The organism is Terrimonas ferruginea DSM 30193 (genome assembly GCF_000425585.1).
GTDB lineage: Bacteria > Bacteroidota > Bacteroidia > Chitinophagales > Chitinophagaceae > Terrimonas > Terrimonas ferruginea.
In genome coordinates this window covers 23,278-38,119 of record NZ_AUDS01000027.1, presented here as the reverse complement: position 1 = coordinate 38,119, position 14,842 = coordinate 23,278, and the positions used below count along the sequence as shown (strand labels likewise).

The following is a 14,842-nucleotide window of genomic DNA, read 5'->3' as shown; positions in this document are numbered from 1 at the left end:
CACTGATTGACTTATTCACTTATTTTTATCCCATGAAGATTGCAGATATTGTCCGTTTCCTCGAAGGATGGGCCCACCCTTCCCTTCAGGAAAGTTATGATAACGCTGGTTTGCTCACCGGAGATCCTGCATGGGATTGCACCGGCGTGCTTTGCTGCCTCGATGTGACGGAGGCAGTGGTGCAGGAAGCGGCGGATCGGGGCTGCAACCTGGTAGTGGCGCATCATCCGCTTATTTTCAAAGGATTGAAACGCATCACCGGCCGCAATTATGTAGAACGTACCGTCATCGATGCCATTAAAAAAGATATAGCCATTTACGCCATTCACACCAATCTCGATAATGTGATCAGTGGCGTAAGCGGGAGAATGGCCGAAGTATTCGGACTGACCGACATTCAAATACTGGCCCCGAAAACAGGTACACTGCTGAAACTTTTTACGTTCGTTCCGCGGGCGCAGGCTGCACAGGTGCGGCAGGCCTTATTCGACGCAGGCGCCGGCGTTATCGGCCGTTACAGCGATTGCAGTTTTAATACCGAAGGAACGGGCACGTTCAGGGCAGGCGAGGGCACCCAACCCTTTGTCGGTGAAAAAGACCAGCAACATCATGAGCCGGAAGTACGTGTGGAAGTAGTACTGCCACAATACCGGCAATCCGCGGTTGTTGCCGCCCTGCTGGCTGCCCATCCTTATGAAGAAGTGGCCTACGACCTGGTGCCGTTGGCCAATGCCCAGCCGGGATTGGGTGCGGGTGTAACGGGTTATTTGCCCGAAGCCCTCGAAATCACGGCATTTCTGGCGCTGCTCAGGGAAAAATTCGGCTTGCAATTGGTACGGCATACACCTCCAACAGGCAAACCCATCCGGAAAGTAGCTTTGTGTGGTGGAGCGGGGAGTTTCCTGGTTTCCAGTGCGTTAGCGGCTCAGGCAGATGCCTACGTGACCGGCGATATGAAATATCACGAGTTTTTTGATGCCGATGGCCGGATCCTGATCGCGGATATCGGTCATTTTGAAAGCGAGCAATTCACCATTGACCTGCTGGCGGAGCAATTAGCCGAAAAATTTACTACCTTTGCCGTCCTTAAAACCGGGATAATAACGAACCCTGTACGCTATTACCTGTAATCAATTCGTCAAATTAATACGTCTTATAAATGGCAACCGTTAAAGAATTTTCAGTTGAAGAAAAACTGAGTTCCCTTGTCAATCTGCAAAAGATCGACAGCAAGTTGGATGAGATCCGCATCCTGAAAGGCGAACTTCCTATGGAAGTTGCCGACCTGGAAGACGAGATCCAGGGTCTGTACGCCCGCCAGACCCGCATTGAGGAGGAGATCAATGGCGTTACTGAATTTATCAACCAACGCAAGGAAGCCATCAAGGAAGCAGAAGCGCTGGTGAAGAAATACGAGAAGCAGAGCGAGAATGTGAAGAACAACCGCGAGTTTGAAGCGATCAACAAAGAAATTGAAATGCAACAGCTTGAAGTGAAGCTGGCTGAAAAGCATATCAAAGACGCTAACGAAGAGATTGCCGAAAAAGCGATCACCCTCGAAAAAGCAAAGAAAAATATCGGCATGAAAGAAGGCGTACTGGCTTCTAAAAAGTCAGAGCTGGAAAAAATCATCGCCGCTAACGAGCAGGAAGAAACCCAATACCTGAAGCAGGCCGAAGCTGCCCGTGCTGCCGTAGACCCCCGCCTTTTGGCCAGCTACGAAAAGATCCGCACCAACTACCGCAATGGCCTGGCCGTTGTACCGGTTGAGCGTGACGCCTGTGGCGGTTGCTTTTATGCTATTCCTCCGCAGAAACAAAGCGAAATCCGTCAACATAAAAAGGTAATGGTTTGCGAAAACTGCGGCCGTATCCTGGTTGACGAAGAACTGAACAACAACATCGAAATCTGATAAGCTTTTTACAGCAATTCCGGTTCCCCTCACCATCCGTGAGGGGAATTTTTTTTATTCCCTTTTTCCTTTCCCTAAATTGCAGCCCGATCCTTTTCTATGCTGCAACGACTTTTTATACAGAACTATGCAATCATCGATGAACTGGAAGTGCCTTTTTCAAAGCACATGAACAGCATCACCGGTGAAACGGGTGCCGGTAAATCCATCATCGTCGGCGCACTGGGCCTCATCCTGGGTCAACGTGCCGACTCCGCCGTACTCGTCAATAAAGAAAAGAAATGTGTGGTAGAGGGATGGTTTGATGTAAAAGGGAAAAAAGCCGTGCGCACATTTCTCGAACAGGAAGAACTCGATGTACAGGATGAAGTCAATATCCGCCGCGAGATCGCCGTTAACGGTAAAAGCCGCGCTTTCATCAATGACACACCCGTTACGCTCACGCAACTCAATCAACTCAGCTCGCTGCTCGTGGATATGCACCAGCAATTCGATACCCGCGAGATCGGAGAAAGCGACTTTCAACGCCAGGTGATCGATGCCCTTGCGGGCAATGCGACTCTTCTGCACGATTATCATGGGGTGTACACCCGCTGGCAGCAGGCCCGCCGCGAATGGGAAGCCTTACGCGCGCAAAAAGAACAATTCGATAAAGAAGCCGACTATAATAAGTTTCAGTATACCGAACTCGAGGATGCCGCTTTCTCTGCGGATGAACTCGAAGAAGCCGAACTCAGCCTGCGTACACTCAGTCATGCGGAAAGTATCAAGGCCGCACTCAGCCGCATATACTTTGAGCTGGAAGAAAGTGAAACGCCCATTGTGCAGCAACTCAAAAGCCTGCAGGGCCAATTGGGACAGGTAAGCGGTTATCACGCAGAACTGCCGGCTTTGATAGAAAGAATGCAGGCCGCACAGGTGGAGATCAAAGACATTGCCGATGAAGTGGACCGCATCAGCAGCCAGGTACAACACGATCCCGCAAAGATCGAACAGCTCAATGAACGTCTTTCGCTCGGTTATAAATTGCAGAAAAAACATGGCGTGTCGTCTACCGCCGAACTGATAGCGATTAAGGACCAGTTGGAAGAAAAACTGCAGGCCGTACTGCAAATAGACGAAGCCATCGAAACGCGGGCGAAGGAAACAGCCGCGTTGGAAAAAGAATTACGCAAGCTGGCGGCGGCGTTATCGGCTGCCCGTCAGCAGCAAACAGCTCCGCTGGAGCAAAAGGTAAACAAACTGCTGGCCCAGGTGGGCATGCCCAATGCCCGACTGAAAGTGTCCATCACACCTGTTGAAAATCCCGGTGCACATGGCGCCGATGCGATCGAATTTTTATTTGATGCCAACAAGAGCAATCAATTTCAGCCGGTGGGCAAAGTAGCCAGCGGTGGCGAATTGAGCCGCCTGATGCTTTGTATAAAATCACTGGTGGCTGAGCGCATCGACCTGCCCACATTGATATTTGACGAGATCGATACGGGCATTTCCGGGGAGGCGGCCAAACAGGTAGGCGTGATTATGAAAGACCTGGCCACCAGCCGCCAGGTGATCTGCATCACGCACCAGCCGCAGATAGCGGGCAAGGCTGATGCGCATTTTTTTGTGTATAAACAGGCACAGGGCGACACCGTGAGGACCAACATCCGGCAGCTAAGCAGGGATGAGCGCATTACGGCCATTGCCCAGATGCTGAGCGGTGAGAAACCGACAGCGGCGGCCCTGGAAAATGCCCGCGAGATGGTCGGCGGCTGATCCCCGGCTGTTAAATCTCCCGGACGGATGCGGGAAAACCTAAACTTCTTATTTTTACCGCCACAAATACCAATTGCTATGTCTTATAATCTGTTGAAAGGAAAAAGAGGAATTATCACCGGAGCCCTGGACGAAAACTCCATTGCCTGGAAAGTGGCTGAAAAAGCCCACGAAGAAGGAGCCACATTCGTGCTGACCAATGCTCCGATTGCCATGCGTATGGGAGAGATCAAAAAGCTGGCAGAGAAAACAGGATCAGAGATCATTCCGGCCGACGCTACCAATGTAGAGGAACTAACCCATCTTTTTACCCGTTCACAGGAAGTGCTGGGCGGCAAGATCGACTTCGTGCTGCATTCAATCGGTATGAGCGTGAATATCCGCAAGAATATTCCTTACACCGAATCCAATTATGATTTTTTCCAGAAAGGCATCGATGTGTCTGCCCTTTCCCTGCATAAAATGTTAGCCGTGGCCATGAAACTGGACGCGATCAACGATTGGGGAAGCGTAGTGGCACTGACCTATATGGCGGCGCAACGGACCTATCCGTTCTATACCGATATGGCGGATATCAAAGCCATGCTCGAGTCTATCGCCCGCAGCTTCGGCTATCATTATGGTCTGAAGAAAAAAGTACGGATCAATACTGTATCACAGTCTCCGACAAAAACAACGGCAGGTACCGGTATCAAAGGGTTTGGCGATTTTTATGATTATGCCAATGCCATTGCCCCGCTTGGCAATGCAACCGCAGAAGATTGCGCGAACTATTGTATTTCGCTGTTCTCTGATCTTACCCGTATGGTGACTATGCAGAATCTTTTCCATGATGGTGGTTATTCAACAACCGGCGTAAGCATGGAAGTAATGACGAGCCTGGGAGTGGAGTCAGTATAAGGCAAAGCCTTATACTGAATGTGAAAATTTGAAAGTGTGTAAATGTGAAAATGAAACAGCCATTCACGATTGACGATTCACCATTCACGGTTTTGACTTTTGCATTTTGACTTATAAAGAAGAAACCCTCACATCGTGAGGGTTTCTTCTTTATAACGTTAATATTCGTCTTCGTTGAACAGGAAGTCGTCCTGCGTAGGATAATCAGGCCAGATGTCCTCGATTGTTTCATACACATCACCTTCATCTTCCAGTTCCTGAAGGTTTTCCACTACCTCAATAGGAGCGCCACTGCGGATTGAGTAGTCAATCAACTCATCTTTCGTAGCGGGCCAGGGTGCATCTTCAAGGTATGATGCTAATTCGAGTGTCCAAAACATCTTGTAAAAGGTTTAGTTTTCAACCGGATTCCAGCTTCAGAAACCCGGAAATTTTCGCAAATGTAGCCTTATTAACGAACTTTCCAAATCCAAAGTTTCCCCGACAATACGGGTGTTTTCACGCTTCAGGGCTTTTATATTGCGCCGATTCCGGGTCCGGTTATATCCGGGGTGGTTGTTAAAAAAATCGTTTGTTCCCTCTTAACGGTTTTGTAAGGGCAATTGTTTTACAGATATTTGATTCTTAAAACCCATCTTTGGCTGCATGATCAGTGGAAAAAATATTCATAAAAGTTACGGAGCCGTGCAGGTGCTGCAGGGAGTGGATGTAGAGATACAGAAGGGAGAGATCGTGTCCATTGTCGGGCCTTCCGGCTCCGGCAAAAGCACCCTGCTGCATATTCTCGGCACACTCGATCAGGCCGATAACGGTCTCGTGGAAATGGACGGTACCGTTATCCAGCGCGCCAAAGACACGGGGATTGTACCCGCCTCCTGGGTCCGCCGGCTGATTAATTTCCTGGCTGATACCGCCATCCTGGGCGTGCCCCTCTTTTTCTTTTTTGAATGGCTTTTTTCCCGGTATGAACTGGAACCTGGCTTGGGAAATTACCTGCTTTACGGGGCGCCCGCGTCCATCGTTTTGTCCCTTGTTTATTATTCCGTGCTGGAAGGACTCACAGGCCGCACATTGGCCAAATTCCTTACAGGCACCCGCGTATACGTAACGCACAATGGCGCCCGGCCGTCCTGGAAAACGGTGATCCTCCGTTCGCTTTGCAGGCATATACCCTTTGAACCCTTCAGCCTTATGGCGAAACGGCCCACCGGCTGGCACGATTCACTTGTAAATACCGTGGTGGCCGATGCGACGATACCCTATACAACCGGTAATAGTGATAGTTTGTCACCGAAACAACTGGCCTTGTTCCGCAACCGCCGCATCGGGTTTGTCTTCCAGTTTCACCACCTGTTGCCCGAGTTTACGGCATTGGAGAATGTTTGTATTCCCGGATGGCTGGCCGGCAGAAAGAAAGCTGAAGTAAAAGCGGAAGCCGAACGGCTGCTGGACATGCTCGGCCTGTCGCACCGCAAAGAAAATAAACCCAATCAGTTATCCGGCGGCGAACAGCAACGTGTAGCCGTGGCAAGGGCACTTATCAATAATCCGGGAATTGTATTTGCGGATGAACCTTCCGGCAACCTCGATACGGCCAACGCACAGGAATTACATCGCCTGTTCTTTGAGCTGCGGGATAAGTTCGGGCAAACCTTTCTCATCGTTACGCACAACGAAGATCTCGCTAAACTCAGCGACCGGGTGCTCTATATGCGCGATGGAAAAATTGTAGCCTGATCAGAGGCGCGGCCGCCAGGGAATTTCTTCGGCATTAAGCAGGTAACCCGTGTAGCGGGCCAGCACGAAAAAGTAATCACTCAATCTATTCAGGTAAACGGCTATCAGTTCGGGCACTTCACCGCCTTCTTCCGATAGGCGTATCACACTCCTTTCTGCACGACGGCAAACGCATCGTGTAATATGTAATTGCGAAACAGCCGGATGCCCGCCGGGCAAAATAAAATGTTTCATCTCGGGCAGGCTTTCATTCATCTTATCGATTGCCTCTTCCAGTACCGTTACATCGGCCGTATGCAGATCGGGCAGCTTCATTTTGGTATCCTTCTCCGGATCAGTGGCCAGGGCAGAGCCGATGGTGAAAAGCCGGTCCTGTATTTCCAGCAAGGTAGCACGGCCGTCTTCATCCGTGATCATATCGCGGCAGAGACCGATGAATGAATTGAGCTCGTCCACCGTACCATAGGTTTCTATACGCAGATGTGCTTTAGATACTTTGGTGCCGCCGATCAGGGAGGTAGAACCTTTGTCGCCGGTTTTGGTATAGATCTTAAATGCCATGGGGAAGGAGTTAACGTTGAGCTGCATTTTGTTTATCGCTTTCGATCACGCCATCGCGCAAGCGGATCACACGGCGGGCGTGATCGGCAATATCTTCTTCGTGCGTTACCAGCACAACCGTATTGCCACCGGAATGTATTTGTCCGAAGATGTCCATGATCTCGTAAGAGGTCTTGGTATCGAGGTTACCCGTCGGTTCGTCGGCGAGTATAATTGAAGGGTCATTGACCAGTGCCCGGGCGATGGCCACCCGTTGGGATTGTCCGCCGGACAGTTCGTTGGGTTTGTGATCGGCACGGTCGGTGAGCCGTACCATGTCGAGCACATGCAAGGCTTTTTCGTTGCGTTGTTTGCGTCCGACGCCTGCGTATACCAGCGGCAGGGCTACATTTTCCAACGCAGTAAGACGGGGCAGCAGATTGAACTGCTGGAATACGAAACCGATCTCTTTGTTGCGGACTTCGGCGAGCGCATTGTCTTCCATTTTGCTCACATCATGTCCGTTGAGAATATATTTACCTGCGCTGGGAGTGTCGAGTGCGCCGAGGATATTCATCAGGGTACTTTTTCCAGAGCCGGACGGTCCCATCAGGGCCACGTATTCGTTGCGGAAAATGTCGAGGGATACGCCTTTCAGCACTTCAAGTTCATTCTTGCCCATGAAGTAGCTCTTGCGGATATTTTCCAGATGAATGATTGATTGCATGGGCGCTGATTAGCGTTTGATAACTTTCGGAACCAGGAAGAATTCACCGTCGGTTTCGGGCGCATTTTTAAGCGCTTCCTCACGGCTTACCGAACCACGTATTTCGTCGTTCCGCAGTACGTTTACTTCGGGACTCATGTGAATGAGCGGCTCTACGTTTTCCAGGTCCAGCTCATTGAGCTTTTCCACGAACGTGATCATCTTTTGCAGGTCCTGTTTGATGCCCTCTTTTTCCTGGCCATCAAAGCTCAACCTTGCAAGGTGTGCCAGTTTGTCCACCAAAGCGTCATTGACTTCCATAAAGCAAATATAGCACAGAGTTGGGAGCTCTGACTCCCGGTTAATTGTTATCTTCGCCGCCCTATGGCACAGCAGAATCAAATAGTGATGAGCGGTATCCGGCCTACCGGATTTTTGCACCTGGGCAACTACTTTGGTGCCCTCCGCAACTACGTACGCATGCAGGATGAATATACCTGCTATTTCATGTTGGCCGATCTGCATTCGCTGACTACGCATCCCGATACCAAAGAGCTGAAAGGCAACATACACCGCGTATTGGCTGAGCACGTTGCCTGCGGACTGGATCCCGACAAGGTAGCGCTGTATTGCCAGAGCCATGTATATGAAACATCTGAACTTTATCTGTACCTGAACATGATGGCCCGCGTAGGGGAGTTGGAAAAAACGGTTACTTTTAAAGATAAGGTGCGGCAGCATCCAGACAACGTAAATGCCGGCCTGCTGACCTACCCTGTTTTGCAGGCGGCGGATATTCTGCTTCATCGCGCATCGTTGGTGCCGGTAGGAAAAGACCAGGAACAACACCTGGAAATGTCGCGCACTTTTGCCAATCGGTTTAATCATAATTACGGAGATGTGTTTCCCGAACCACATGCGTTCAACTACGGCGGCGAGCTGGTAAAAGTGCCCAGCCTGGATGGCAAAGGAAAAATGAGCAAGAGTGAAAATCAGTATGCTACCTTATATCTGTCTGACAGCGATCAATCGATCCGCGATAAGGTGAAGAAGGCGCTGACTGACGGGGGGCCTAAGGAACCCAATTCCCCCAAGCCCGATTATATCGAGAACCTGTTTCAATTGATGCAACTGGTAAGCGAGCGGGAGGTGGTGGAAAAATTTGAACAGGACTACAATGGCTGCACGATCCGCTACGGCGATATGAAAAAACAATTGGGTGAAGACATGGTGAATTTTATCGCTCCGATCCGCGAGAAGGCCGAGGCGATCCGTACAGATGAGAAATACCTGAAAGAGATCATGGAGAAAGGAGCGGAAAAGGCCCGCCAAAGTGCCCGTGCGACGATTGAACTGGTGCGCGAAGCGATCGGATTGAATTACTACTAAGGTTATAAGTAATAAGTAGTAAGTAATAAGTTGTAAGTAAAACAGCCATGGCTGTTTCATTGACGATTCACGATTGACCATTGACGGCTGGCTTCGAGAGCCCGATACTTCGGCTTCAACCAGCTTCACAATTGCCAATTAACAATTCACTATTTAGCATATATTCGTTGACCTGATACGGTCGTTGTGACCGGTCTTTTTTATTATGGCAAAAAGTAAAAAACCAAAACATATTGCGGTGGCCGGTAATATCGGCGCCGGCAAGACTACGCTTACTGAGTTACTGGCTAAACACTACAAGTGGATTCCGAACTTTGAAGACGTGGATCACAATCCCTACCTCATGGATTTTTATGAGGACATGCCGCGTTGGAGTTTCAACCTGCAGATCTATTTCCTGAACAGCCGTCTGCAACAACTGGTCGATATTCAGCGTGGTACCGAGACCATCATCCAGGACCGCACCATTTATGAAGATGCGAACATCTTTGCGCCCAACCTGCATGAAATGGGCCTGATGAGCAAGCGCGACTTCGACAACTACTATCATTTCTTCCAGACGCTTAAAACGCTGGTTCAGCCGCCCGATCTGCTGATCTACCTGCAGGCATCCGTGCCCACACTGGTAGGACAAATTCAAAAGCGCGGCCGCGAATACGAAGAAAATATCCGCCTCGATTATCTCAAACGCCTCAACGAATATTACAACAAGTGGATCGATTCGTACCAGGAAGGTCCGCTGCTGGTGATCGATGTAGACAAGAATAAATTTGCGGAAAAAGAAGAAGACCTTGGTGAGATCCTTGCGAAGGTTGATAGCCAGTTGTACGGATTGTTTTAAGGGGAGCAATGGGTGAATAAGTCAATAAGTGAATGGTGAATAAAGGAATAGCGATTGGCTCGCTGAGGCTCCCGAAGCCGTCAATCGTGAATGGTGAATCGTCAATGAACAGCCGTGGCTGTTTTACTTACACCTTACACCTTTTGCCTTTCACCTTCTCGGATAGCTCTTCCACTCCTCCGTCGCTTTCAGCTCCTCCGCTATTTTCTTCAGCCAGGCGGCCTGCTCATCGGTCTTGATACTATGATTGGTTTCGCGATCGTATTGCTGCTGGTAAACCGCTTTCTCGTTGCTCACATTTTCATAAATCTGCCCGAGATCTTTCTGAAAATTTTTGCCCGGTTTATACGCACTCATGCGCTGGTATAATTTGCGCGCATAAATTTCGGCGATATCAAAATGTCCTTGCTCGTGGGCAAGTATATAAGCCGTTTTGTGCCGGCCCCAGGAACGGTCGGGTGAAAATGTATTAGTGATTTTATAGGTAAGCGTTCCATTACGGTACTGATAATCGAACCCGAGAAAAGTGGCTGTGGACGCCGCAGCTCCCGACGACGGATCAGGTTTGGCCTTGTAATCAGACCAGGTAAGCGGCCGGTCCGCACTCCAGCCGATTTCCGCTGCAGTACTCAGTTGGCTAAGCCAGAGAAAGGGGAAGATAAGGTAAGCTAACATGTCACATTAACGTACGTGAAGCTCCGAAATTTCAACGGCATTGTCTTTACATAGTTAAAAAAATGAAAAACCCGTTCCCACTGGTTTGGTGAACGGGTTTTGACAAGAAACCGTCCGGGGAGACTATGATCTGGGAGCGGCGGCAAGGATTTCCTCGCTCAGTCCGTCCTTGTATTTTTCAAAATTCTTGTTGAACAATCCTGCCAGGTAAGTTGCCTTTTCATCATAGGCTTTTTTATCAGCCCATGTTTCGCGCGGCTGCAGGATATTGTCCGGCACTCCGGGACATGATGCCGGTACCGACATGCCAAATACAGGATCGGTATGATAGGCAACATCATTCAGTTTTCCTTCGAGTGCTGCAGTGATCATGGCACGTGTGTAAGAAAGTTTCATACGGTTGCCTGTACCGTAAGGGCCGCCGGTCCAGCCGGTATTGATCAGCCATACATTCACTTTGTTGTCCTGCATTTTTTTACCCAGCATATCAGCGTAGGCTCCGGGATGCAGCGGCAGGAAAGGTGCGCCAAAACAGGCACTGAAGGTAGGCTTCGGCTCAGTAACCCCGGCTTCTGTGCCGGCCACTTTTGCCGTATAGCCTGAAATGAATTGATACATCGCCTGACCCGGTGTAAGACGCGAGATCGGAGGCAACACACCAAACGCATCACAGGTAAGGAAGAAGATGTTCTTCGGCAGGTTACCGATCGACGGTTCCTGGGCATTGCTGATATAATGTAAAGGATAAGATACGCGTGTGTTTTCGGTAATACTTCCGTCTTCGAAGTCGATGGTATTGGTACCGGGAATGAATACTGTATTTTCTACCAGTGCTCCGGGGCGGATGGCATGAAATATTTCCGGTTCTTTTTCTTCGGTGAGGTTGATGGTTTTTGCATAACAACCGCCTTCAAAGTTGAAGACATTGTCATCTGTCCATGCATGCTCATCATCACCGATCAGTTTGCGGTTGGGGTCGGCACTTAAGGTTGTTTTGCCGGTGCCGCTGAGACCAAAGAATACTGCGGTATCGCCGTCTTCGCCCATGTTGGCAGAGCAGTGCATGCTCAGTATTTTCTTCTCGAGCGGCAGGATATAATTGAGAATAGTAAAGATGCCTTTTTTCGTTTCGCCCGTATAGCCACTTCCGGCTATCAGGATCGTGCGGTGTTTGAAGGATACCACCGATGCATTGTGCTGGCGTGTACCACATACGGCCGGATCGAGGCGGAGACCAGGCGCCGAAATAACGGTCCAGTCGGTTTTGAAATTATCGAGTTCTTCTTCGGTAGGACGAAGAAACATGTTGTAGGCAAACAGGTTGTTCCAGGGCTTCTCATTGATCACCCGGATATTGATGCGGTAACGCGGATCTGCACAGGCATAACAATCGCGAATCCATACTTCGGGCAGCTTCTCCAAATACTTTTGTATCTCACGATGGATAATGCTGTAATGTTCTTCGCTGATAGGCTGGTTAAATTCATTCCAATGAACAGTATCCGCAGTCAGTTCATCTTTTACAATAAATTTATCCTTCGGCGAACGTCCGGTAAATTCTCCGGTACGGATTACGAGCGCACCGGTATCACTCAACACTCCTTCGCCGATGCGAAGTGAATCCTGAACAAGCTCGTCGGGACTAAGTTGATAACGAATGGAAGATGAATTGCGTAGACCCGTCTGCACCAGCAGGTCACGGGGTAATAAAATCGTTGGGTATGACATGCAAGCAAGTGAATTTGATGAGGAATCAAAGGTAAGGAGGAAACTGCTTTGTTTGCTAACAAGTGTTAGTGGTACATATTAGATGAAATGATAAAAAATGATCATTTTTTTGATTTTTTCTATCCAATGCGGTCAAATGTGAACAAATTAAACAAGTTGCGGGTTCTTGCTGGAGAATATGTATTTCTTTGGTCAGTACTTAAGATTATGGTAAACGGTACGCCGGTAATTCCCATGTGCTTTATCTTTAAGGCTTTAAATGACTTGTATGAAGAATTTGCCCCTTAATCCGGAATTGTTCGTTCGCAACAGAAAACGGTTTATTGATAAAATGTCTCCCAATTCCATTGCTGTAATCATCGGTAATGATGAGGTGCCCAGCAATGGCGATGCCATCTATCGTTTTAAACAAAACAGTGATCTCTACTGGCTGAGCGGTGTAACGCAGGAAGACAGCCTCGTGGTGCTTTTCCCTGACAACCCGGATCCGCGGTACCGCGAAGTGCTTGTGCTCGTGCGTCCCAACGAACTGAAAGAAAAATGGGATGGTAAGCGCCTGCGTGCAGCAGAAGCAACCGCACTCAGCGGTATCAAAACCATTGTATGGCTCGATAGCCTGGATGCCCTTTTGCAAACATGGATACATCTCTCCGATACTATTTATCTCGATACCAATGAAAATGACCGAAAAGGCAGCCTGGTGCAAACACGCGATTACCGTTTTGTAGCAGAGATGAAAGCCCGTTATCCGCTTCACCGTTACGAGCGTGCGGCCAGACTTTTCCGCGAACTGCGCGAGATCAAAACGCCGCTGGAAGTGGAAGTGTTGCAACAGGCCATCGATATCACCGATAACACGTTCCGTCATTTGCTGAAGACGATCCGTCCGGGCATCATGGAATATGAAATAGAAGCAGAAATTATTTCCTCCTTTCTCCGCCAGCGCGCCACCGGTGAAGCATACGGCTCTATCGTGGCAAGCGGCGATAACGCCCGCATCCTGCATTATGTGTCCAATAACCAGGAATGCAAAGACGGCGAACTGATTCTGATGGACTTTGGCGCTGAATATGGCGGCTATTGCGCCGACCTTACGCGCACCGTGCCTGTTAACGGCAAGTTTACTGCGCGGCAGAAAACCGTTTATAATGCCTGTCTGCATTTACATAATTATGCCAAGAGCCTGCTGAAGCCGGGCATTACCATTCTTGATTACACCGATAAAGTAGGAGAAGAAGCGACCAAACAATTCATCAAGATCGGCCTGCTTTCCAAAGCGGATGTGAAAAATGAAGATGCCGACAACCGCGCTTACCGCAAATATCTTTATCATGGTATTTCACATCACCTGGGTATCGACGTGCATGACCTTGGTACGCGCACGTCGCCAATCAAAGCAGGCATGGTATTTACCGTTGAGCCGGGTATTTATATTGAAGAAGAACAAATGGGTATCCGGATCGAAAATAACTTGTGGATTACAAAGAGCGGCAATAAAGACCTGATGAAAAATATACCGATTACGGTGGAAGATATTGAAGCACTGATGAAACGTAAGTAACAGGCCGAATAGTCGGGCCGAATAGTCGGCCTTTCGTTTGTCTCTGTATTTTCCTATTTTCACAGCCTTATTATTCCCGCATGAAGCAAGTCCCCAATTTTTTCACCCTGCTGAATCTGGTATTCGGGTGTATAGCCATCGTGTATGTTCTGCAGAACGGTATCTCCGTATATGTTGATGCCAGCGGAGTACAGGTACTCGAAGTGCCCGAAGAAATCTGGATGGCCAGCCTGTTTATCGGTCTGGCAGCGGTAGTGGATTTTCTCGATGGATTTCTTGCGCGGTTGCTGCGTGCGGATTCTGAAATGGGTGCGCAACTCGATTCCCTGTCGGATGTGGTGAGCTTTGGCGTAGCGCCCGGTATGATCTTATACCAGTTCCTGCGCAATGCCGTTGCCCGCCAGGAAGACGGACTGGACGCTTCTTTCCTGTGGCTGGTACCGGCATTTTTTGTGGCCGCCGCTGCGGCATGGAGGCTTGCACGTTTCAACCTGGATAAAAGCCAGCAATTTTCTTTTAAGGGATTGCCCGCGCCGGCTGCGGGTCTGCTGGTGGCATCCATCCCGTTGATCTACTGGAACAGCGAGAACGAAACGATCGTAGGATTGCTACGCAACAAATGGTTCCTCTACGCCATTATCGCGGTAGTGAGTTACCTGATGGTGAGTACCTTGCCACTGATGAGCCTCAAATTCAAGGACTATTCGCTGAAAAATAATGTGCCCAAACTGTTGCTGCTGGTTATAGCGGTAGCAGCAGCTTTATTGCTGCAATGGCTGGCGGTTCCCGTCGTGATAATCGCCTACATACTCTTATCTTTGGTGCTCAAAACAAAAACAGCATGACATTTACGGTTGAAATAAAAGTAATGCCGCACAAAGAGTTGCTCGATCCACAGGGAAAAGCAGTGATCGGCGGATTGCATAGTCTGGGTTTGAATGGCATTGAAGACGTACGCATCGGCAAAAGCATTACGCTGCAGGTGAATGCAGCAACAGCCGACCAGGCGCGCGAACTGGCGGAAGAAGCAAGTAAAAAACTGCTCTCCAATCCCGTAATGGAATATTTTGAAATTCATGTAAACTAATAGCTGCC

16 protein-coding genes are annotated in these 14,842 nt (G+C 49.1%); 10 read left to right on the top strand and 6 right to left on the bottom strand.

The genetic code is table 11. The annotated features are described in order from the left end of the window. The first annotated feature begins 32 nt into the window (after positions 1–32). From H608_RS0110690 to H608_RS0110675, 4 genes are all read left to right on the top strand, one after another. Positions 33–1,130, top strand: coding sequence for a Nif3-like dinuclear metal center hexameric protein (locus tag H608_RS0110690; protein ID WP_028787677.1), 1,098 nt, complete (start codon positions 33–35; stop codon positions 1,128–1,130). A 29-nt stretch (positions 1,131–1,159) separates the two neighbouring features. Further along, the gene (locus tag H608_RS0110685) at positions 1,160–1,912 is read left to right on the top strand and encodes a zinc ribbon domain-containing protein (protein ID WP_028787676.1); all 753 of its coding nucleotides are present in this window, start codon (positions 1,160–1,162) and stop codon (positions 1,910–1,912) included. A 99-nt stretch (positions 1,913–2,011) separates the two neighbouring features. After that, entirely contained in the window at positions 2,012–3,670 is a 1,659-nt protein-coding gene (recN, locus tag H608_RS0110680; RefSeq protein ID WP_028787675.1) for a DNA repair protein RecN, read from the top strand. A gap of 78 nt (positions 3,671–3,748) precedes the next feature. Continuing rightward, entirely contained in the window at positions 3,749–4,570 is an 822-nt protein-coding gene (locus H608_RS0110675; protein WP_028787674.1) for an enoyl-ACP reductase FabI, read from the top strand. 158 nt (positions 4,571–4,728) lie between these two features. Here H608_RS0110675 and H608_RS0110670 read toward each other — a convergent pair whose 3' ends face one another. Then, positions 4,729–4,950: a DUF2795 domain-containing protein gene (locus tag H608_RS0110670; RefSeq protein WP_028787673.1), complete on the bottom strand. Its 222-nt coding sequence runs from the start codon at positions 4,948–4,950 to the stop codon at positions 4,729–4,731. A gap of 265 nt (positions 4,951–5,215) precedes the next feature. Here H608_RS0110670 and H608_RS24765 point away from each other — a divergent pair, with 265 nt between their 5' ends. After that, on the top strand, positions 5,216–6,307 hold the full coding sequence (locus H608_RS24765) for an ATP-binding cassette domain-containing protein (RefSeq protein ID WP_081658857.1): 1,092 nt from the start codon (positions 5,216–5,218) through the stop codon (positions 6,305–6,307). Here the strand turns inward: H608_RS24765 and H608_RS0110660 are convergent, their stop codons facing one another. Genes H608_RS0110660 through gatC form a run of 3 tightly spaced genes read right to left on the bottom strand, consistent with a single transcriptional unit; the run spans position 6,308 to position 7,874 of the window. Next, on the bottom strand, positions 6,308–6,868 hold the full coding sequence (locus tag H608_RS0110660) for a cob(I)yrinic acid a,c-diamide adenosyltransferase (protein WP_028787672.1): 561 nt from the start codon (positions 6,866–6,868) through the stop codon (positions 6,308–6,310). It abuts the gene before it with no gap. 10 nt (positions 6,869–6,878) lie between these two features. Beyond that, the gene (locus H608_RS0110655) at positions 6,879–7,574 is read right to left on the bottom strand and encodes an ABC transporter ATP-binding protein (RefSeq protein ID WP_028787671.1); all 696 of its coding nucleotides are present in this window, start codon (positions 7,572–7,574) and stop codon (positions 6,879–6,881) included. Between the two features lie 9 nt (positions 7,575–7,583). Further along, entirely contained in the window at positions 7,584–7,874 is a 291-nt protein-coding gene (gene gatC / locus H608_RS0110650) for an Asp-tRNA(Asn)/Glu-tRNA(Gln) amidotransferase subunit GatC (protein ID WP_028787670.1), read from the bottom strand. A gap of 63 nt (positions 7,875–7,937) precedes the next feature. Between gatC and trpS the strand changes: the two genes are divergently transcribed. Next, a complete protein-coding gene (gene trpS, locus H608_RS0110645) occupies positions 7,938–8,942 on the top strand; it encodes a tryptophan--tRNA ligase (protein ID WP_028787669.1) in 1,005 nt (334 codons plus the stop codon). A 205-nt stretch (positions 8,943–9,147) separates the two neighbouring features. Further along, positions 9,148–9,783 carry a deoxynucleoside kinase gene (locus tag H608_RS0110640; RefSeq protein WP_028787668.1) on the top strand — a complete coding sequence of 212 codons (636 nt, stop codon included), beginning with the start codon at positions 9,148–9,150 and terminating at the stop codon, positions 9,781–9,783. Positions 9,784–9,933: 150 nt separating this feature from the next. Here H608_RS0110640 and H608_RS21985 read toward each other — a convergent pair whose 3' ends face one another. Then, the gene (locus tag H608_RS21985) at positions 9,934–10,458 is read right to left on the bottom strand and encodes a DUF922 domain-containing protein (RefSeq protein WP_051268217.1); all 525 of its coding nucleotides are present in this window, start codon (positions 10,456–10,458) and stop codon (positions 9,934–9,936) included. A 123-nt stretch (positions 10,459–10,581) separates the two neighbouring features. Continuing rightward, the gene (gene pckA, locus H608_RS0110630) at positions 10,582–12,186 is read right to left on the bottom strand and encodes a phosphoenolpyruvate carboxykinase (ATP) (protein ID WP_028787667.1); all 1,605 of its coding nucleotides are present in this window, start codon (positions 12,184–12,186) and stop codon (positions 10,582–10,584) included. A gap of 268 nt (positions 12,187–12,454) precedes the next feature. Here pckA and H608_RS0110620 point away from each other — a divergent pair, with 268 nt between their 5' ends. The 3 genes from H608_RS0110620 (at position 12,455) to purS (ending at position 14,834) form a co-directional block, all read left to right on the top strand. Further along, a complete protein-coding gene (locus H608_RS0110620; RefSeq protein ID WP_028787665.1) occupies positions 12,455–13,747 on the top strand; it encodes an aminopeptidase P N-terminal domain-containing protein in 1,293 nt (430 codons plus the stop codon). Positions 13,748–13,827: 80 nt separating this feature from the next. Next, a complete protein-coding gene (locus H608_RS0110615) occupies positions 13,828–14,592 on the top strand; it encodes a CDP-alcohol phosphatidyltransferase family protein (RefSeq protein WP_028787664.1) in 765 nt (254 codons plus the stop codon). Further along, positions 14,589–14,834, top strand: coding sequence for a phosphoribosylformylglycinamidine synthase subunit PurS (purS, locus tag H608_RS0110610; RefSeq protein ID WP_028787663.1), 246 nt, complete (start codon positions 14,589–14,591; stop codon positions 14,832–14,834). Before H608_RS0110615 ends, purS begins: the two co-directional genes overlap by 4 nt. The last annotated feature ends 8 nt before the right edge of the window (positions 14,835–14,842 follow it).